This window comes from Nocardia sp. NPDC056564 (assembly GCF_042793755.1).
Taxonomy (GTDB): domain Bacteria; phylum Actinomycetota; class Actinomycetes; order Mycobacteriales; family Mycobacteriaceae; genus Nocardia.
The window spans coordinates 16,028-36,303 of the sequence record NZ_JBHTUR010000010.1 but is presented as its reverse complement, the minus strand read 5'-3'; the positions used below and the strand labels follow the sequence as shown (position 1 = coordinate 36,303).

Annotated in this window: 15 protein-coding genes; 8 read left to right on the top strand and 7 right to left on the bottom strand. The window is 68.5% G+C overall.

Annotation, left to right across the window (positions count from 1 at the left end; all coding sequences use genetic code 11):
- Positions 1-10: 10 nt before the first annotated feature.
- On the top strand, positions 11-1,429 hold the full coding sequence (locus tag ACFQ9K_RS24035) for an FAD-dependent monooxygenase (RefSeq protein ID WP_378721336.1): 1,419 nt from the start codon (positions 11-13) through the stop codon (positions 1,427-1,429).
- On the opposite strand, the gene ACFQ9K_RS24030 is transcribed toward ACFQ9K_RS24035, so the two are convergent.
- Positions 1,422-2,447 carry a heme o synthase gene (locus ACFQ9K_RS24030; protein WP_378721335.1) on the bottom strand — a complete coding sequence of 342 codons (1,026 nt, stop codon included), beginning with the start codon at positions 2,445-2,447 and terminating at the stop codon, positions 1,422-1,424. The genes ACFQ9K_RS24035 and ACFQ9K_RS24030 overlap by 8 nt on opposite strands.
- Positions 2,448-3,004: 557 nt before the next feature.
- Here ACFQ9K_RS24030 and tkt point away from each other — a divergent pair.
- The 7 genes from tkt to ACFQ9K_RS23995 all read left to right on the top strand — a co-directional run bounded on the left by tkt (position 3,005) and on the right by ACFQ9K_RS23995 (position 14,178).
- Positions 3,005-5,146 (top strand): transketolase, encoded by a 2,142-nt coding sequence (tkt, locus tag ACFQ9K_RS24025; RefSeq protein ID WP_378721052.1) that lies wholly within the window; start codon positions 3,005-3,007, stop codon positions 5,144-5,146.
- 6 nt (positions 5,147-5,152) lie between these two features.
- Positions 5,153-6,307: a transaldolase gene (gene tal, locus ACFQ9K_RS24020; RefSeq protein WP_378721053.1), complete on the top strand. Its 1,155-nt coding sequence runs from the start codon at positions 5,153-5,155 to the stop codon at positions 6,305-6,307.
- A 5-nt stretch (positions 6,308-6,312) separates the two neighbouring features.
- Positions 6,313-7,872: a glucose-6-phosphate dehydrogenase gene (zwf, locus tag ACFQ9K_RS24015; protein WP_378721055.1), complete on the top strand. Its 1,560-nt coding sequence runs from the start codon at positions 6,313-6,315 to the stop codon at positions 7,870-7,872.
- Complete coding sequence (gene opcA, locus ACFQ9K_RS24010) at positions 7,869-8,777, top strand: glucose-6-phosphate dehydrogenase assembly protein OpcA (protein WP_378721056.1); 909 nt, start codon at positions 7,869-7,871, stop codon at positions 8,775-8,777. The genes zwf and opcA overlap by 4 nt, the downstream gene beginning before the upstream one ends.
- Positions 8,770-9,519 carry a 6-phosphogluconolactonase gene (gene pgl / locus ACFQ9K_RS24005; RefSeq protein WP_378721057.1) on the top strand — a complete coding sequence of 250 codons (750 nt, stop codon included), beginning with the start codon at positions 8,770-8,772 and terminating at the stop codon, positions 9,517-9,519. Before opcA ends, pgl begins: the two co-directional genes overlap by 8 nt.
- Before the next feature lie 569 nt (positions 9,520-10,088).
- Positions 10,089-10,706, top strand: a complete 618-nt coding sequence (locus ACFQ9K_RS24000; protein ID WP_378721058.1) for a hypothetical protein — start codon at positions 10,089-10,091, stop codon at positions 10,704-10,706.
- Positions 10,707-11,892: 1,186 nt separating this feature from the next.
- On the top strand, positions 11,893-14,178 hold the full coding sequence (locus tag ACFQ9K_RS23995; RefSeq protein WP_378721059.1) for a thiamine pyrophosphate-dependent enzyme: 2,286 nt from the start codon (positions 11,893-11,895) through the stop codon (positions 14,176-14,178).
- A gap of 453 nt (positions 14,179-14,631) precedes the next feature.
- On the opposite strand, the gene ACFQ9K_RS23990 is transcribed toward ACFQ9K_RS23995, so the two are convergent.
- Genes ACFQ9K_RS23990 through ACFQ9K_RS23965 form a run of 6 tightly spaced genes read right to left on the bottom strand, consistent with a single transcriptional unit; the run spans position 14,632 to position 19,914 of the window.
- On the bottom strand, positions 14,632-15,852 hold the full coding sequence (locus ACFQ9K_RS23990; protein ID WP_378721061.1) for a cytochrome P450: 1,221 nt from the start codon (positions 15,850-15,852) through the stop codon (positions 14,632-14,634).
- The gene (locus ACFQ9K_RS23985) at positions 15,849-17,123 is read right to left on the bottom strand and encodes a cytochrome P450 (RefSeq protein WP_378721062.1); all 1,275 of its coding nucleotides are present in this window, start codon (positions 17,121-17,123) and stop codon (positions 15,849-15,851) included. Before ACFQ9K_RS23985 ends, ACFQ9K_RS23990 begins: the two co-directional genes overlap by 4 nt.
- A complete protein-coding gene (locus ACFQ9K_RS23980; RefSeq protein ID WP_378721063.1) occupies positions 17,120-17,734 on the bottom strand; it encodes an ATP/GTP-binding protein in 615 nt (204 codons plus the stop codon). Before ACFQ9K_RS23980 ends, ACFQ9K_RS23985 begins: the two co-directional genes overlap by 4 nt.
- Positions 17,715-18,086, bottom strand: coding sequence for a DUF742 domain-containing protein (locus tag ACFQ9K_RS23975; protein WP_378721064.1), 372 nt, complete (start codon positions 18,084-18,086; stop codon positions 17,715-17,717). Before ACFQ9K_RS23975 ends, ACFQ9K_RS23980 begins: the two co-directional genes overlap by 20 nt.
- A complete protein-coding gene (locus tag ACFQ9K_RS23970; RefSeq protein ID WP_150408408.1) occupies positions 18,083-18,499 on the bottom strand; it encodes a roadblock/LC7 domain-containing protein in 417 nt (138 codons plus the stop codon). Before ACFQ9K_RS23970 ends, ACFQ9K_RS23975 begins: the two co-directional genes overlap by 4 nt.
- Positions 18,496-19,914, bottom strand: a complete 1,419-nt coding sequence (locus ACFQ9K_RS23965) for an ATP-binding protein (RefSeq protein ID WP_378721065.1) — start codon at positions 19,912-19,914, stop codon at positions 18,496-18,498. Before ACFQ9K_RS23965 ends, ACFQ9K_RS23970 begins: the two co-directional genes overlap by 4 nt.
- Positions 19,915-20,276 lie beyond the last annotated feature (362 nt).

The window sequence follows — 20,276 nt, the reverse complement described above, 5'->3', positions numbered from 1 at the left end:
GGAGAAGAGCATGCGAACCCAGGTACTCGTCGCCGGTGCCGGACCCACCGGACTGACCCTCGCCCTCGATCTGGCCCGCCGGGATGTGCCGGTTCGGATCATCGATCAGGCCACCGAATTCTTCGCGGGCTCGCGTGGCGACGGCATCCAGCCGCGCACCCTGGAGGTGTTCGACGACCTCGGCGTGCTGGACGCGGTGCTGGCCGCGGGTATTCCGACGCCGATCATGCGGGCCTACCTCGGTGGCGAGTTCGTCGGCGAGCGCCGGATGTGGGAGCCGATCGAGCCGACGCCCGCGCTCCCCTACCCGAATCCGTGGGTGCTCGGGCAGGCCGGGACCGAGGCGATCCTGCGCGCGCGGCTCGCGGAATTCGGTGTACGGGTCGAACTCGGCACGGCGCTGGCCGGATTCGAGCAGGACGCGAGCGGGGTCACCGTCACCTTGCGCAGCGGCGACGCCGCGGAGACCGTGCGCACCGGCTACCTGGTCGGCGCGGACGGCGGGCGCAGCACCGTGCGCAAGCGGCTCGGCATCGCGTTCGAGGGCAGCACCGACGAATCGTTGCGCATGCTGCTCGGCGACGTCCGTGCCGACGTCCTCGATCACGAGTTCGGCTACTGGTTCGCGGGGGCCGATCGGCCGATGGAGGGAATCGCCCTGTCCCCCTTGCCGGGTGGGCGGCAGTTCCAGTTCGCCGCCCCGCTGGCCGGCGACGCCGAGCCGACCCTCGCGGTGTTGCAGGAGTACGCCGACCGCTATTCCGACCGCGCCGACCTCACGCTGACCGAGCTGACCTGGGTCACCGTCTGGCGGCCGAACGTCAGGCTGGCCGAACGGTTCCGCGCCGGACGCGTGTTCCTGGCCGGCGACGCCGCCCACGTGCATCCGCCGACCGGCGGGCAGGGCATGAACACCGGCGTCCAGGACGCCTACAACCTCGGCTGGAAGCTGGCCGCCGCGCTCGACGGCGACGAATCACTGTTGGACAGCTACGAATCCGAGCGCCGGACGGTCGCCGCGCGCGTGCTCGGCGTGAGTTCCGCATTGCTGGACAAACTGGTCGACGGCGACGAGGACGCGATGGAACGGGGCCCGGAAACCCAGCAGCTCGACATCAGCTACCGCGACCTCGACGACCACGGACCGCTCGTCACCGGCGATCGCGCGCCCGACGCGCCGCTGAAAGACATGGCGGGCAACTCGATCACCCTGTTCGACCTGTTCCGCGGGCCGCACGCGACGCACCTGCACTTCGGCGAAACCGGCGACCTCCCCGCCGACGCCTACGCGGTCGTCCGTCCCGGCACCGTCGCGGCCGACCGGCACGTCATCGACGTCGAGGGTCACGCGTACGCCGCGTACCACGCGGTCGACGGGACCAGGGTCACCGTCCGTCCGGACGGCTACCTCGGCGAACGAATCAGCTGAACAGGCTGCCGATGGTGTCCCAGCCCAGCACGGAATCCACCGCGAGGCCGCAGAACACCACGGCGAGATAGTTGTTCGACTGCAGGAACAACCGCAGCGGCTTCACCGACTCGCCACGCCGCACGCCCGAGTACAGCTGGTGCGCCATGAGCAGGAACCACGCTCCGGCCACCAGCGCCACGGCCGCGTACACGACACCGGTCGCCGGGACCAGGGCGAGCGTGGTGAGCACGGTGAGCCAGGTGTAGATGACGATCTGCTTGGTCACCACCTGCTCGGTCGCCACCACCGGCAGCATCGGCACGCCGGCCGCGCGGTAGTCCTCCTTGTAGCGCATGGCCAGCGCCCAGGTGTGCGGCGGCGTCCAGAAGAAGATGACGCCGAACAGCGCGATGGCCGGCCAGCCGATGCCGCCGGTCACCGCGGACCAGCCGACCAGCGCGGGCATGCAGCCCGCCGCGCCGCCCCACACCACGTTCTGCGAGGTGCGGCGCTTGAGGCCGAGGGTGTAGACGAAGACGTAGAACAGGATCGTCGCGACCACGAGCACGCCGCTGAGCAGGTTCGCCTGCCACCACAGCCAGGTGAACGAGGCCAGGCCGAGCAGCACGCCGAACACGAAGGCGTGCGAGGTCGGCACCGCCTCCCTGGCCAGCGGGCGCTTCGCGGTCCGCTTCATCACCTTGTCGATATCGGCGTCGGCGACGCAGTTCAGGGTGTTCGCGCTGGCCGCGCCCATCCAGCCGCCGAAGAGGGTGACCAGGATGAGCCGGATGTCGATGTGCCCGCGGTCGGCGAGCAACATCGTCGGAATCGTCGCCACCAGCAGCAGTTCGATGACCCGCGGCTTGGTGAGCGCGATATACGCCAGCACCCGCCGGGTCAATCGGGACGGCAGGCCCGGACCCGCGAACCGGTCGGCCAGCGCCGTCGGAGCGGAGCCGTGCGCGCCATTGCCACCCGGCTGTTGCCCAATCCGCACTGTTTCTCCTCGCACGCTGTGCATCGCATCCGGCATGGACCAAGCAGCGCGCTCGGTCCCGCCGACCTGGATGCGCGAGAGCTGGACCTTCGCCCGCCTCGGCGCCCCTTCAGCCGTGCGGCGCGGCTACTACTACAGAGGATGGTAGACCCCCACCGACCCTGCTCCGCGCATAGCCCCACGCAACAACATCCGAAATGTGGTCCAGCACACGGGGCACCACCCCCACGCAGCGACCCCGCCGCGAGCTAACACCCAACCCACCCCAACACAGCCAACCCCGCCGCAAGCTACCCACCCAACCAACCCCAACGGAGCGAGTTTTGCGAGCGACCGTTCGCGGCCCGTCTCGTGTCCGAGCGGTCGAAGCGCATGCGCCGCAGGCGCGAGTCTCGACCGCTCGGACACGAGACACCCGGGGGCCGCGAACACGTCGCGCCCGCGCGACCAAAAACACAGGGTTCCCCTCGTAGCGCTGAGCGGGCACATCTAGGGTGGTTGGGTACACACCGGCTTGCACGCGCCGCTGCCGTGCGTTCATCGCCGCCAGTAATGCCGCCGTCGACGAAACCAATGTCAGGAGAACCTCGGTCGTGTCAGTCACAGACGACATCCGCGCCCTCACTCAGCCGAATCACCCGGACGACTGGACGGATCTGGACACCAAGGCCGTCGACACGATCCGAGTGCTCGCCGCGGACGCGGTACAGAACGCCGGAAACGGGCACCCGGGCACCGCGATGAGCCTGGCGCCGCTGGCGTACTCCCTCTACCAGCGCACCATGCGGATCGACCCGAGCGATCCGAGCTGGGTCGGCCGGGACCGCTTCGTGCTGTCCTGCGGTCACTCCAGCATCACCCAGTACATCCAGCTGTACCTGGCCGGTTTCGGCCTGGAGCTCGATGACCTGAAGAACCTGCGCAAGTGGGGCTCGCTCACCCCGGGCCACCCCGAGTTCCGGCACACCGACGGCGTCGAGATCACCACCGGCCCGCTGGGTCAGGGTCTGGCCTCCGCGGTCGGCATGGCGATGGCGGCGCGCCGCGAGCGCGGCCTGTTCGATCCGAACGCCGCGCCGGGCGCCAGCCCGTTCGATCACTTCATCTACGTGATCGCCTCCGACGGCGACATGGAGGAGGGCGTCACCTCCGAGGCGTCCTCGCTCGCGGGCACCCAGCAGCTGGGGAACCTCGTGCTGATCTACGACGACAACAAGATCTCCATCGAGGACGACACCACCATCGCGTTCGACGAGGACGTGGCCAAGCGCTACGAGGCCTACGGCTGGCACGTCCAGGTCGTCGAGGGCGGCGAGGATGTCGTCGCCATCGAATCCGCGCTGGCCGCGGCCAAGGCGGAGACCGGCAAGCCGTCGATCATCGTGCTGCGCACCATCATCGGCTACCCGGCGCCCAACAAGATGAACACCGGCGCCGCACACGGCGCCGCCCTCGGCGCGGACGAGGTGGCCGCCACCAAGAAGATCCTCGGCTTCGATCCCGAGCAGACCTTCGAGGTCGACGCCGCGGTGATCGAGCACACCCGCAAGGCGATCGAGCGCGGCAAGCAGGCGCACGCCGCCTGGCAGGAGCAGTTCGACGCGTGGGCGCAGGCCAACCCGGACAACAAGGCGCTCTTCGACCGGCTGGCCAAGCGCGACCTGCCCAAGGGCTGGGCGGAGAAGCTGCCGACCTACGAGCCGGACCCGAAGGGTGTCGCCACCCGCAAGGCCTCCGGCAAGGTGCTCGCCGCGCTCGCGCCGGTGCTGCCGGAACTGTGGGGCGGCTCGGCCGACCTCGCCGAGTCCAACAACACCACGATGCCCGGTGAGAGCAGCTTCGGCCCGGAGTCGATCTCCACCGGCATGTGGAAGGCCAACCCGTACGGCCGCACCCTGCACTTCGGTGTGCGCGAGCACGCGATGGGCGCGATCCTCAACGGCATCGCGCTGCACGGCCCGACCCGTCCGTACGGCGGCACCTTCCTGGTGTTCAGCGACTACATGCGGCCGGCGGTGCGCCTGGCCGCGCTGATGCGCGTGCCCGCCATCTACGTGTGGACGCACGACTCCATCGGTCTCGGCGAGGACGGCCCGACGCATCAGCCGATCGAGCACCTGGCCGCGCTGCGCGCCATCCCCGGCCTCAATGTCGTTCGCCCCGGCGACGCCAACGAGACCACCTACGCGTGGCGGACCATCCTCGAGCGCGACAGCAGCGAGCACACCTCGCACTTCTCGGTCTCCGAGCCGCCGCACCAGGACGGCCCGTCGGCGCTCGCGCTCACCCGCCAGGACCTGCCGATCCAGGCGGGCACCAGCTACGAGGGCGTCGCCAAGGGCGGCTACATCCTGGCCGAATCCTCCACCGGCACTGCGCAGGTGATCCTCATCGCCACGGGTTCGGAGCTGCAGCTCGCCGTCGAGGCCAGGACTACGCTGGAGGCGCAGGGCATCGGCACCAGGGTGGTTTCGATGCCGTGTGTGGAGTGGTTCGACGCGCAGGACAAGGCGTACCGGGACGAGGTGCTCCCGCCCTCGATCCGCGCCAGGGTCAGCGTCGAGGCCGGCATCGCGATGCCGTGGCACCGGTTCGTCGGTGACGCGGGCGAGATCATTTCGATCGAGCACTTCGGTGCCTCGGCCGACTACAAGACCCTGTTCCGCGAGTTCGGCTTCACTCCGGACCACGTCGTTGCCGCCGCGCAGCGCGCACTCGAGAACGTGAAGGGATAAGCGCTCATGGCACAAAACGCGAATACCGCCGCCCTGTCCGCGGCAGGTGTGTCCGTATGGCTCGACGACCTGTCCAGGGACCGGATCCAGTCCGGCAACCTGGCCGAGCTGATCGAGACCCGCAACGTCGTCGGGGTCACCACCAACCCGACGATCTTCCAGGGCGCGCTCAGCAAGGGGCACGCCTACGACGGCCAGCTGAAAGAGCTCGCCGCCCAGGGCGCGGATGCCGACGCCGCGATCCGCATCATCACCACCGACGACGTGCGCTTGGCCTGTGATGTCTTCGCCGACGTCTTCGAGGCGTCCAACGGTGTCGACGGCCGTGTCTCCATCGAGGTCGACCCGCGCTTCGCCTTCGACGCGGACAAGACCCTCGCGCAGGCGATCGACCTGTGGAAGACCGTCGACCGGCCGAATCTGTTCATCAAGATCCCGGCCACCGAGGCGGGCCTGCCCGCGATCACCAAGACGATCGCCGAGGGCATCAGCGTGAACGTGACGCTGATCTTCTCGGTCAAGCGCTACCGCGCGGTGATGGGCGCCTACCTGGACGGCCTGCGCAGCGCCAAGACCGCGGGCCACGACCTGGGCAAGATCCATTCGGTCGCTTCGTTCTTCGTGTCCCGGGTGGACACCGAGATCGACAAGCGGCTGGAGGCGATCGGCACCGACGAGGCGCTCGCGCTGCGCGGGCAGGCCGGAATCGCCAACGCGCGCTTGGCCTATGCCGAATACCAGGACGTGTTCGACGGTGGCGCGCACACCTCCACCTACAACCACCTGGCCGCCGCGGGCGCGAATCGTCAACGGCCGCTGTGGGCTTCGACCGGCGTGAAGAACCCCGAGTACTCCGACGTCATGTACGTCACCGAGCTGGTGGGTGCGAACACGGTGAACACGCTGCCGGAGAAGACGCTGGAGGCGGTCGCCGATCACGCCGAGATCCGCGGCGACACGCTCACCGGCACCGCCGCGGCGTCGCAGGAGGTCTTCGACAAGCTCTCCGCCATCGGCGTCGACCTGGACGACGTGTTCCAGGTGCTCGAGACCGAAGGCGTGGACAAGTTCGAAAAGTCTTGGGCGGAACTGCTTTCCGCCACGACCGAAGAGCTGGCGGCCGCCGATGGCGACGCGTCGGCCGAGGCCGGGGACAACTGACGACGATGGCCGGCAACAAGAACCCGACCTGGCAGAACCCGCTGCGCGACGAGCGGGACAAGCGGGTGCCGCGGATCGCGGGCCCGTGCAGCATGGTGATCTTCGGTGTCACCGGTGACCTGTCCCGGAAGAAGTTGATGCCGGCCATCTACGACCTCGCGAACCGGGGGCTGCTGCCCCCGGGCTTCGCGCTGGTCGGCTTCGCCCGGCGCGACTACGCCGACGAAGACTTCGCCGAAGTCGTGCTCGACTCGGTGAAGACGCACGCCCGCACGCCGTTCCGCCAGGAGGTCTGGGACCACCTGGCCGAGGGAATCCGGTTCGTGCAGGGCAGTTTCGACGACGACAAGGCCTTCGCCACCCTCGCCGACACCCTGACCAAGCTGGACAAGGAGCGCGGCACCGGCGGCAATCACGCCTTCTACCTGTCGATTCCGCCGAACATGTTCCCGGTGGTGCTCAACCAGCTCTCCGAGCACGGACTCGCGCAGCCGAGCAGCACCGACGCCGCCGGGCGCAAGCCGTGGCGCCGGGTGGTGATCGAGAAGCCGTTCGGGCACGACCTGGAGAGCGCGCAGGAGCTCAACGCGCTGGTCAACGGAGTGTTCCCGGAGGAGACGGTCTTCCGGATCGACCACTACCTCGGCAAGGAGACGGTGCAGAACATCCTGGCACTGCGCTTCGCCAACCAGCTCTACGACCCGATCTGGAACGCCAACTACGTCGACCATGTGCAGATCACCATGGCCGAGGACATCGGATTGGGCGGGCGCGCAGGCTATTACGACGGCATCGGCGCCGCCCGCGACGTGATCCAGAACCACCTGCTGCAGCTGCTCGCGCTCACCGCGATGGAGGAGCCGATCAGCTTCCAGCCCAAGCAGTTGCAGGCGGAGAAGATCAAGGTGCTCTCGGCGACGAAACTCGTCGAGCCGCTGGACGAGACGACCGCGCGCGGGCAGTACGCGGAGGGCTGGCAGGGCGGCGAGCACGTGGTCGGCCTGCTCGACGAGGAGGGTTTCGACCCGCAATCGCGCACCGAGACCTACGCCGCGATCACGCTGGAGGTCGACACCCGCCGCTGGGCCGGCGTGCCGTTCTACCTGCGCACTGGAAAACGGCTGGGGCGCAGGGTGACCGAGATCGCGGTGATGTTCAAGCGAGCGCCGCACCTGCCGTTCGACCAGACCATGACCGAGGACCTCGGGCAGAACGCGCTGGTCATCCGGGTGCAGCCGGACGAGGGCATCACCACCCGGTTCGGCTCGAAGGTGCCGGGGTCGAGCATGGAAGTGCGCGACGTCAACATGGATTTCAGTTACGGCGAGGCGTTCACCGAGTCCTCGCCCGAGGCCTACGAGCGCCTGATCCTCGACGTGCTGCTCGGGGTGCCGTCGCTGTTCCCGGTGAACGCGGAGGTCGAATTGTCCTGGGGCATCCTGGATCCGGTGCTCGAACGCTGGGCCGCCGAAGGCAAACCCGAACCGTACGAGGCCGGCACCTGGGGTCCGGCCTCGGCCGATGAGATGCTCGCCCGCACCGGGCGCGAATGGCGGCGGCCGTGATCATCGACATCCCGAACACCACCACCGGCGAGGTCACCAAGCGCATCGTGCAGCTGCGCGAGAGCAACGGCGTGATCACCATGATGCGGGTGCTCACCCTGGTGGTGTGCACGCTGGACAGCTCCGAGGCCGAGGACGCGATCGACGCCGCCAACGACGCGAGCCGCGAACATCCTTGCCGGGTGGTTGTTTTGGCCCGCGGTGACCGCGAGGCCGAAACCAGGCTGGACGCGCAGATCCGGGTCGGCGGTGACGCGGGCGCGGCCGAGGTGATCGTGCTGCGGCTGCAAGGCGAGCTGATCAATCATGAGAGCAGCGTCGTCATCCCGTTCCTGCTGCCGGACACCCCCGTGGTCGCCTGGTGGCCGCGCGGCGCCCCGGAGTTCCCGTCCAAGGATTCGGTCGGACGCCTGGCGACCCGGCGCATCACCGACGCCACCTTCGCCGCCGACCCGCAGGCCGCGATCAAGAAGCGGCTCGCGTCCTACGCCGCCGGCGACACCGATCTGGCCTGGAGCCGGATCACCTACTGGCGGGCGCTGCTGGCCGCCGCGCTGGACGAGCCGCCGTTCGAGCCGGTCGAATCGGTGCTGGTCTCCGGGCTGCGCGATGAACCGGCGCTGGACACGCTGGCCGGGTGGCTCGCCATCCGCCTCGACTGCCCGGTGATCCGCCGTTCCGGCGCGCTGCGGGTGGAGATCCACCGCCCGTCCGTATCGGTCACCATCGAACGACCGCAGACCGGGCGCACCGCAACCCTGACCCGCACCGGCGACCCCGATCAGCGAATCGCGTTGGCCCGCCGGGAAACTCGCGACTGCCTCGCCGAGGAACTGCGCCGACTCGACGCCGACGAGATCTACGCCGAGGCCCTCGCCGGAATCGAGAAGGTGACCTATGAGTGAGTCCGCCGAAGATACCGTCGAAGTCCACATCGACACCGAATCCCTGATCGCCGCCGCGGCCGCGCGCTTCGTCGACGTGGTGGTGGCCGCCCAGGCCGAGCGCGGCACCGCCTCGGTCGTCCTGACCGGCGGCGGCACCGGCATCGGCCTGCTCGAACTGGTCCGCAAGTCTCCCGGTGACATCGACTGGTCCAACGTCGACTTCTTCTGGGGCGACGAACGTTTCGTCCCCGCCGCCGACGCGGAACGCAACGATCGCCAGGCCCGCGAGGCGCTGCTCGACCACGTCCCCGTGGACCCGGCCCGGGTCCACCCCGTGGCCGCCTCCGACGGCGAATACCCCGACCCGCTCGAGGCCGCCGCCGAATACTCCGCCGCCGTCCACGCCTACCTGGCCGAGCACGGCTCCTTCGACCTCCACCTCCTCGGCATGGGCGGCGAAGGCCACATCAACTCCCTCTTCCCGCACACCGACGCCGTCCGCGAAACCCACGACCTCGTCGTCGCCGTCACCAACTCCCCCAAGCCACCCCCCGTTCGGGTAACCCTCACCCTCCCCGCCATCCACCGCACCCGCCACGTGGTCCTGGTCGTCGGCGGCGCAGCCAAAGCCGACGCCGTAGCCGCCGCCATCTCCGGCGCCGACCCCATAGACATCCCCGCCGCCGGCGCAATAGGCCAAGAATCCACCACCTGGCTCCTCGACCAAGAAGCAGCCTCCGCCCTCCAACTCCCCGACTGACCCCCCACCACATCCCGTCCGGCGCCACACCCTTCGCCAAACGGGACATGAGTGAGCCAAACATCGAGTGATGGCTCCGTCAGGTCCCGACCGATGCACCAGCGCACAACCGGCGGGACATAGATGAGCCAGACGTCGAGTGAGCGCTCCGTCAGGTCCCGGTCCACGCACCAGCACACCACGAGCGGGACACGGCTGAGCCAAAGGCCAAGTGAGCGCTCTGTCAGATCCCGGTCGATGCATCAGCGCACAACTGGCGGGACGTGGCTGAGCCAAAGGCCGAGTGGGCGCTCCGTCAGGTCCCGGCCGAAGCACCAGCACACAACCAGCGGGACATGGATGAGCCGAAAGGTCGAGTGGGCGCTCCGCTGTGCCCCGTTTCGGGCATCGGGTGCGCCGAGTGGGACACCCGAGGTACGCATCGAGTACGCGATGGGTGACGTCCCGTTCGGCACCATACCCTTCGCCAATCGGGACACCACTGAGCCAAACATCGAGTGGACGCTCCGTCAGGTCCCGGCCGAAGCACCAGCACACAACGAACGGGACATGGAGGAGCCAAAGGCCGAGTGGGCGCTCCGCTGGACCCCGTTTCGGGCATCATGCGCGCCGAGTGGGACACGGCCGAGATAAGCATCGAGTCGGCGCCCGGTGACGTCCCGTTCGATGCCATACCTTGCGCCAAACGGGACACAGCTGCGCCAAACATCGAGTGGACGCTCCGTCAGGTCCCGGCCGAAGCATCGGCGCACAACGAGCGGGACATGGAGGAGCCAGACGTCGAACAGACGTTCCCCTTAGGCCTACTCGGTGCGCCGTCGCGCAGGGCATTGTTGAGGCAAGCAGGAGGGGGCGCTCCGCTATGCCCCGTTTCGGGCATCACGCGCGTCGAGTGGGACACGGCCGAGATAAGCATCGAGTCCGCGATGGGTGACATCCCGTTCGATGCCATATTTTGCGCCAAACGGGACACGGCTGCGCCGAACATCGAGTGGACGCTCCGTCAGGTCCCGGTCGATGCATCAGCGCACAACTGGCGGGACGTGGTTGAGCCAGACGCCGAACAGGCGTGCCTCCTAGGCTTACTCGATGCGCCGGCGCACAGGGCATTGTTGAGGCAATCAGGCGAGTCGCGCTGCGCTGGACCCCGTGTCGGGCACCATGCGCACCGCGCGGGACACGGCTGAGGTCGGCGGCATCGGGTGACATCCCGTTCGGCACCATACCCTTCGCCAAACGGGACACCACTGAGCCAAACACCGAGTGGACGCTCCGTCAGGTCCCGGTCCACGCGCCAGCACACAACGAGCGGGACGTGGATGAGCCAAGGCCGAAAAGGCGTTGCTCCTAGGCCTACTCGGTGCGCCGTCGCACGGGGCATTGTTGCGGCAAGTAGGCGAGTCGCGCTCCGCCATGCCCGTTTCGGGCATCGGGTGCGTCGAGTGGGACGCGGCCGAGGTACGCATCGAGTCGGCACCGGGGAAGTCCCGTTCGGTGCCATACCCGCCGCCAAACGGGACACCGCTGGGCCAAACGTCGAGTGGACGCTCCGTCAGGTCCCGGTCCACGCACAGCACACAACGAGCGGACATGGAGGAGCCAAAGGCCGAAAAGTCGTTCCTCCTAGGCCTACTCAGTGCGCCGTCGCACGGGGCATTGTTGAGGCAAGCAGGCGAGTCGCGCTCCGCTATGCCCCGTTTCAGGCGTCATGCGCGTCGAGTGGGACACGGCTGAGGTAGGCATCGAGTCGGCGCTGGGTGACGTCCCGTGCGGTGCCATACCTTTCGCCAAACGGGACAACACTGAGCCAAACATCGAGTGGACGCGCCGTCAGGTCCCGGTCCACGCACCAGCACACAACGAGCGGGACACGGCTGAGCCAACGGGCGAGTGGGCGCTCTGTCAGGTCCCGGTCGGTGCGTCAGCGCGCGGCGCGTGGGGCGGGGTTGAGTCAAATGTGGAGTGGGCGTTCGTCGTAGGGCTGCTCGGCGTACCTGTAGTGCGCCGGGTGGGGCGTGGTTGAGGTACGAGAGGAGTGGGCGCTCTGGGGGGTTCTGTTTCGGGTATCGGGCGGGGCATGGCTGGGGTGGGCGTCGAGGTGGGGGGTGGCGTCCCGATCGGTGCAGTGTTGTGGGATCTGGGCGTTGGGGGCACCATTCGGGGCCGGTTTCAGGTCTGGTTGGGTGCTGAGACAACAGGTCTTCGACTGGGGGGTTGGGCATGGGGGCGTCGGTGCGTTGGGGGGTGGAGGGATGGCGGGCTGATGCCGCCGGGGCCGACCATTCAGGTGGAATGGTGGGGGATGGCGGGAATTTGTTCGGTGGGGGTGGCTATTGCGCGCAAAATCATCGGGTGGGCGATATGCTGGCGCGAATGAGCGAGCGGGACGCGAAGGCTGGATCCAGTCCGGGCAAGGTTCTTGATGATCGGTTTCGGGCGGCGGTCGAGGCGCTGACGCCGGGGCAGGCGGCGGTGGCGGAGATTGCACCGGGGATCACCGGCGAAGTGCTGCTGGAGCTGTTCGAGTCGCAGGCGACGAGCAGGCAATTGGATCTGGCGGCTCGGCAGTTGGGGGCGAGCAAGCGCGGTTACTACAGCATCGGGTCGTCGGGGCACGAGGGGAATGCGGCGCTGGGCGTGGCGCTTCGGGTGACCGATCCGGCGTTGCTGCACTATCGGTCCGGCGCATTCTTCGTGCAGCGGACTCGGCGGGTGCCCGGCCTCGATCCGATTCGCGACGTGCTGCTCGGCATTGTCGCCGCGGCGGCGGATCCGATTTCCGGTGGGCGGCACAAGGTATTCGGCAGCAAGCCGGCCGCCATCATCCCGCAGACCTCGACCATCGCCTCCCATCTGCCGCGAGCGGTCGGGCTCGCGTTCGCGATCGATCGTGCCGCGCGACTGGGCGTTTCGAGCGAATGGCCGTCGGATGCGGTGGTGCTGTGCAGTTTCGGTGATGCCTCGGCCAACCACTCCACCGCGGCGGGCGCGATCAATGCCGCGATTCATACTGCGCGCCAGGGTGTTCCGCTGCCGATCCTGTTCCTCTGCGAGGACAACGGCATCGGGATCAGCGTCCCCACCCCGGCGGATTGGATCCAGCAGGCGTACGGATCGCGGGCCGGCCTGGAGTATTTCGGCGCCGACGGCTGCGATCCCGTTGACGCACTGACCACGTCGATCGCGGCCGCCGACTGGGTCCGCGAGCACCGCAAGCCCGCCTTCCTGCACCTGCGCACGGTCCGGCTGATGGGCCACGCCGGTTCCGACGTCGAGGCCGCCTACCGCAGGCCCACCGACATCGCCGCCGACATCCTCCGCGACCCGGTCACCGCGACCGCCCGCCTGCTCGTCGCCACCGGCGTCGCCACCCCCACCGAGATCCTGGCACGCTACGACGACATCGCCCACCGCGTCACCGCCACAGCCGAACTCGTCTGGCGCGAACCGAAATTGACCTCGGCTACCTCGGTGATCGCACCACTCGCCCCGGCCCACCCGGCACAGGTGCGCGAGGATGTATTCCGAGGCGCGGAACCGGTGGAGACCGGGCGGGTGACGTCGCTGCCCGACACGGCGGGTAGCGGCACATCACAACGCGCCGTTCCGGTTTCCGCGAGCGATCCGAATCTTGTTGCGGGAGTGCCGGATCCCCTGACCCTCGGGCAATCGATCAACCGCACCCTGGCCGGTCTGCTGACCCGCGACCGCGACGTACTCGTCTTCGGCGAGGATGTCGGCCGCAAGGGTGGCGTGTACGGCGTGACCAAAGGCCTGCAAAAGCAATTCGGCAAACGCCATGTCTTCGACACCCTGCTCGACGAGCAGAGCGTGCTCGGCACCGCACTCGGCACGGCCCTCGCCGGGTTCATCCCGATCCCCGAGATCCAGTACCTGGCCTACGTGCACAACGCCGCCGACCAGTTACGCGGCGAGGCGGCCACCCTGTCGTTCTTTTCCGCTGGGCAGTACCGCAATCCGATGGTCGTTCGGATCGCGGGCTACGCGTATCAGAAGGGTTTCGGCGGGCACTTCCACAACGACAATTCGATTGCCGCGTTGCGTGATATCCCCGGGCTGGTGATCGCGTCACCGTCCCGCGCCGACGACGCCGCCGCCCTGCTGCGCACCTGCGTTTCGGCCGCCCGGGTAGACGGCCGCGTCTGCGTCTACCTCGAACCGATCGCCCTGTACCACACCCGCGATCTCTACGAACCGGGCGACAACGCCTGGCTCGCAACACCTTCCGATACCGCCCACGCCGAGATCGGCCGCGCCCGCGGCTACGGAGACGGCACCGACCTCACCATCGTCACCTTCGCCAACGGCGTCCCCATGAGCCTGCGCGTCGCTCGCCGCCTGGCCGACCGGGGCATCCGAACCCGAGTCCTCGACCTCCGCTGGCTCTCCCCCCTCCCCCTCGACGACCTCCTGCACCATGCCCGCGCCACCGGCCGCGTCCTCATCGCCGACGAAACCCGCCACAGCGGAGGCGTTTCCGAATCCGTCTGCGCCGCCCTCATCGACGCCGGCTTCGACGGCCGCATCGCCCGAGTTACCAGCGAGAACAGCTTCGTCCCGCTGGGCCCCGCCGCCGACACCGTCCTCCTCGACGAAACCAAAATAGAAACCGCCGCAGGCAAACTCCTGGCCGAGTAGTCCCACCAAGACCACCGCCGGTCAACTACAGCGCGGCAAACGATCCACCTCAACCACTCCCGACATCACCCACGTTCGACAACCACACTCAACGCACGTCGCCCGAACCCGCACCCTGCCTCGGGACGCGCACCGAGAATGGGCCCATTGCGCGTGCGATCCGAGAGAGTGCGAATCCCGAGAGTGGGTGCCCCCACCCGAGCACGTGCGCCAACCCTGAACGCAGGCACGCACCCAAGCACGAGCGCCCAACCCACAACACAGACACACACCCAAGCACAAGTCCCCAACCCACAACACAGACACACACCCAAGCACGAGCCCCCAACCCACAACACAGACACACACCCAAGCACAAGTCCCCAACCCACAACACAGACACGCAACCCAGGCACGGACGCGCGCCCGAGTCGCGCTACGGATGGAGGGGCAGAAGTGTAGGCCGGTGTGCCGTCAGCCCAAATGCACTGGGAACGCAGCCAAGTCGTTCTGAGTCAGGACGGGGAGGTTGCGGATTTCCGCGTCCGGGACTGCCAGGCGCAGGTTCGGGAAGCGCTCGAACAGGGCGGGCAGGGCGATGCCTGCCTCGAGGCGGGACAGCGCCGCGCCGGGGCAGATGTGCGGGCCGTGGCCGAAGGTCAAGTGGCGGTGGGAGGTTGCGCGGGTGATGTCGAAATCGTCGGAGTCCTCGCCGTGCACGGCGGTGTCGCGGCCGATGGCGCGGTAGGACATGACCACGCCCTCACCCTTCTCGATCACGGTGTCGCCGATGGTGATGTCCTCGGTGGCGAAGCGCATCAGCAGGTGGCTGACCGGGCTGTCCCAGCGCAGCGTTTCCTCCACCACCTGCTTCCACTCGACGTCGCCGGTGCGCACCTTGTCCAGTTGTTCGGGCCGGGCCAGCAGCGCGCGAACCGCATTGAGGATCAGCCCGACCGTGGTCTCGTGCCCCGCGGCGACCAGCGCCTTCAGGTTGCCGACCACCTCCTCCTCGGTCAGCGGCTCCCCGCCGTCGGCGGCCAGGATGAGCGCGCTGGTCAGATCGTCGGTCGGATTCGCGGTCTTCTTCCGCACCAAATCCGTGTAGTAGACGTCCATGTCGTCGATCACCCGCAACCGCTCGTCCTGCGGTGTGAGCAACGAGAAGAACGCTTTGTACCAGGTGAGCAGCATGGGATGATCGGCGCGATCCACGCCCATCAACTCGCTGATAACGCGCATGGGCAGCGGATAGGCGAAGACCTCCTTGAGGTCGACGACCGAATCCCCGCTGCCCACGGCACTGAGATCGTCCAGCAGTTCCGCCGTTAGTCGCTCGATGACCGGGCGGATATCCGCTAGTCGGCGCGGCGACAACGCCTGCGTCGTCTTGATCCGCAGCCGCCGGTGCTCGGCCCCGTCCACGGTGAACATCGAACGCCCGGCGTCGATCATGCCGATCAGCGGCCACTGCCGGGTTACCACACCGGAGTTCCACAGCGACCATCCGCTGATGTCCTTGATCAGCCGAGGGTCGACGAGCAGTTGCCGCGCCACCGCGTGCTCGGTGATGGTCCACGCGGGAACGCCGAGCAGTTCGATCCGCGCCACCGGACCGTTGGTGCGCAGATAGGTGGTCTCTCCAGCGAGGTCACCGACCATCGGATCGATGGCGAATGGACATGTTTGGGTCACTGGGTACCTCCGACTGCACGAACTGGGGTGAAACGAACCGGCAAAGAAGTCATGCCGCGCAGGAACGCCGACGGACGCCGGACCAGGTTCTGTGCGGGAACGGACAGGTCGATGTCGGGCAACCGGTCGAGCAGCACCTCGATGCTGGTCCGCGCGATGATCTCGGCCAGTTGCTGCGCCGGGAACGGGCACCGGTACTCGCCGTAGCTGAACGCGAAGTGCGCGCTGTTGCCCGTGTGCGCAGGTTCGACGCCGTCGACCAGATGCTGGCGCACGTGCGGATCCGCGTTGGCGGCGGCCAGGCCGAGCAGCAGCAGGTCACCGGCGCGAATCACCTTGTCGGCCAACCGGGTATCACGCGCCGCCCAGCGTCCGGCGAGGATCTGGGTGGGCGTGTCCTCCCACAGCACCTCGTTCATCGCCTCGCCGACGCTGCGCCGCCCGCCGCCGAGCGCCGCGGCGAACCGGTCGTCGGTGAGCATCAGCCGCACCGAGTTGCCGATCCAGTCCGCGGTCGGCAGGTGCCCGGCCGCGGTGACCGCCATCAGGTCCTGCACGTACTCCTCGTCGCTGAACGGGCCGGGGTGGGCGAGCATCCTGGACACCAGGTCGGTGCCGGGCCGCGCCTTCTTGGCGGCCAGCACCTGCTGCATCTGCTCGTAGTAGCGGCCGTACGCGGCCTGCGCGTCGGCGCCGCCGTCGGCGAGCGCCTTCATGCTCCAGGCCAGCCGCGGGCCGTCCTCGTCGGGGAAGCCGAGCGCCCAGGCGAGCGCGAGCACCGGCATCGGCACCGCGAACTCGGCGACCAGGTCGGCCTCGCCGCGACCGCAGAATCCGTCGATCAGCCGGTCGGCCAATTCCTCACAGGTGCGGCGCAATTCGAACGGATCGACCGATTCCAGCGCGGGCTCGACCATGGCCACGTGCCGGCGATGCTCGGCGCCGGCAGTGAAGTAGATCGACGGTCGCGGTTGCCCGACCATCGGCAGCAACGGCCAATCCTCAGGGATGTTCGGCCACTGGTTCCACAGGCTGACGTCGCGCGGAAACAGCTCGGGGTCGCTGGTGACCTGATGCAGCTCGCGGTACCCGATGACCAGCCAGGCGGGCACGTTGCCGGGCAGTTCGACGGCGACGACGGGACCGTGCTCGCGGCGCATCTCCCGGTAGAGATGCTGCGGGTCGGTGTGGAAGCGAGGGCCGCTCAGCGGCACCGCGCCGGTGACCGGGCAGCCGCCGGTGGCGGCCGCGGCTGCGCTGGAGGTGGTCATGATGCGGTCTCCGCTCGCGGGGCATCGGCGTAGATGTGCTCGACCAGGGTGATCAGCACGCCTTTACAGGATTCGCGCGACCTCGCGTCGCAGTCGACCAGCGGCACCTGCGGATCCAGATCGAGGGCGTCGCGGACTTCTTGCAGCCGGGTGGGCTCGCCGAAGTTGTTGCAGGCCACCACGAATCGAGTACGTTGCGCCTCGAGCCGGTCGATGGCGTACCAGGAGTCGGCGATCCGGCGCTGGTCGACCAGCACGATCGCGCCCAACGCACCGGAGAACAGCCGGTCCCAGAGGAAGAAGAACCGTTCCTGCCCTGGCGCGCCGAACAGGTAGAGCACGTTCTCGGCGTCGATGGTGATGCGGCCGAAGTCGAAGGCGACCGTGGTGGTCGACTTGCCCGGCGCGCCGCTCGGATCGTCGATGCCGATGCCCGCGTTGGTCATCGTGGCCTCGGTGTCGAGCGGGCGGATCTCGCTGACCGCGCGGACCATGGTGGTCTTGCCGACCCCGAAACCGCCGACGATGACGATCTTCAGTCCCTGGCGGGTCGCGCTGTTCAGCGGTGCGTCGGCACGGGCGGGCCGAGCGTCAAAGGTTGCGGAGTCCAACGAGCACCTTCTCGAGGGTGGTGGAGTCGGGCACCGAATTCCACGGCGCGTCAGGGTAACTGGGGCCGGTACCGGGGTGCCGGACGGTGATCTTGCCTGCGTGCAGCAGATCCGACAGCAGGATGGTGGCGATGCCGACCGGGATGCGCAGCTCGGCGGCGATCTCGACGACCGCGGTCGGCGCGCGGCACATGTCCAGGATCGCGACGTGCTCGGACTGCATACCCTGGGTCGGATCGCATTCGCTGACCACGAGCGTGACCAGGTCGAAGCTGTCGGAGTCCGGTTTGCTGCGTCCTCCGGTCAGTGTGTAGAGCCGGTCCGGATCGTCGTCGCGCCCTGGCCTGTTCACGACACGCTCGCTCCCCCGACTCGTGGCTTCGACGCTAGGTGATGGCCGAGTTGCTCGACCAGCTCCCGCATGTTGTGCCCGACCAGGCCCGCGTCCGCGTCCTCGGCGGCGACGACCGCGATGTGCGCGGCCAGGCCCGCCTCGACGATGAACAGGATGCCGCCGTAGAACTCCGTCATCGATTGGCGCACACCGCCTCTGCCGTCACCGAACTCGACGGAGGCGCCGTGCGAGAGACTCTGGATGCCCGCGGCGATGGCGGAGAGCTGGTCCGCCTTGTCCATGCTGAGTTCCGGCGTGTGGCAGATCTTGAGGCCGTCGCCGGACAGGAGTAGGGCGTGTCGGGTGCGCGGGGTGCGGGCGAGTAGTTGCTCCAACAGCCAGCTGAGTTGCGACGGCACGGACGTTGTCATCGATCATTCTCCACGGCAACGGTAGGGGACGGGGAAGGTGTTGCGGCAGCGGAGTTGTCGGGGTCACGACCGGCCAGCGCACGCTGGAACGCACCGAAGTTCGCCGGTGTCGACGCGGGCGGGGTCGCCGCGGGCGCGTCGAGCGAGGGTAGGGACAGGCCAGCGGGGTGGACCGCGGCCAGGGTGCTGCCGCGGCGGCGTTTCGGCAGGCCCATGCTGGTGTGCTCGGCGACCGGCACCGGCTCGGGCGCCGGTTCGACGGCGGCGGGCTGCGGGGCGGCGGCGATCGGCGCGGACGACAACGACGCGGCCGCGGTGGGCAGCGAGGCGGTCGGGATCGCGGGGTTGGTGGCCAGCGAGGCCGGTTGCGAACGGTCGACGCGCGCGGTGAGATCGCGCGGCACCACCACCACGACCGCGGTGCCGCCGATGGCGGACGGGCGGAAGGACACGGTGAGGCCGTGCTTGCGCGCGAGGTGGCCGACGACCGCGAGGCCGAGCCGCGTGCCGCTGAGCGAGGACAGGTCCGAGGAGCGCTGGCCGCGGCTGTCGGTGCTCGTGCTCGACACGGTCTGCTCGGCGCGGCGCAGCGCCGATTCGCTCATCACCAGGCCGCTGTCCTCGATGGTGAGCACCACGCCCGCGGGCACCTCGGCGGCATAGACGTGCACCTCGGTGGTGGGCGGGGAGAAATTGCAGGCGTTGTCGAGCAGTTCGGCGAGGGTGTGCATCACGCCTTCGGCCGCGTGACCGGCGATGGCGATCTCCGCGATGGCGCGCAACCGGACGCGCTGATAGCCCGCGACGCGCCCCATCGCACCACGCAGGATCGACTCCATGGCAATGGGTTTGGCCCAGCGGCGCCCGGATCGGGCGCCACTGAGCACGGCGATGCTGTCGGCGAGGCGGCCGGCCTGCGCGGTGCGATGGTCCAGGTGCAGCAGGTCGGCGAGTACCTTCGGATCCGCGTGCCGGTGCTCCATCTCGCGCAGTTCGGCGAGCATGCTGGTGGTCATCGCCTGCATCCGGCCCGCCGCACCGGCGAACGCGGCCATGGCCGCGGACCGGCGGCTGTCGCTGTTCTTCGCCTCCCACGCGTGCACGCCGGCGGCCTCGCTCGCTGCGGCCACCCTGGCGGTCGCCTCGGCGGTGATCGCCGCCGCGGATTCCCTCGCGCGCCGGGCCGCGCCGCGATAGTGCACGGCCGCAGTTACCGTGGCGCACAACGCGATAGCGGCCGTGACCGCGCCCACAGTGAGCGGAACGCGGAAGTCGGTCGGGGCGAAGTACACCGCGATCACCACCACGACCGAGGTGATGGCAGCGCAGGTCAGCAGGGCTAGCAGCGGCGTCCGCAGCCGCCGAAACAGTGGTTCCCGACGCTCGCCTTCCGGCGCGATCAATGACTGTGACAAGTTCCGTACTTCCGCACTCACGTTGACCAAGAAGGCATGCTGATGGCGTCCCGACCCCTCCTGCGCGTTCGGGCTGCACCAAATGTACAGACCACCAAGCAGTTCCGCATCTCGGCGAAGACAACTCACCAGCGCCGTGAGCACATTGCGCGATAGTTGTATTGTATTGCGCTACTTTATTTTTCAATGATGTCGGCAATCCGGAAGCTACCATCCGGTAGCGATCGCGGACACCGCTTCGTCATCCAGCGGTCATGTCGCGGCCGTCCGCGGTCCGCACCGGGGCAATGTGGAATCGCGGGGCAGGCACGCCGTGGCGGTATTCCCGCGATTCGGATTCGACAGGGGAATACTGGAGCCAC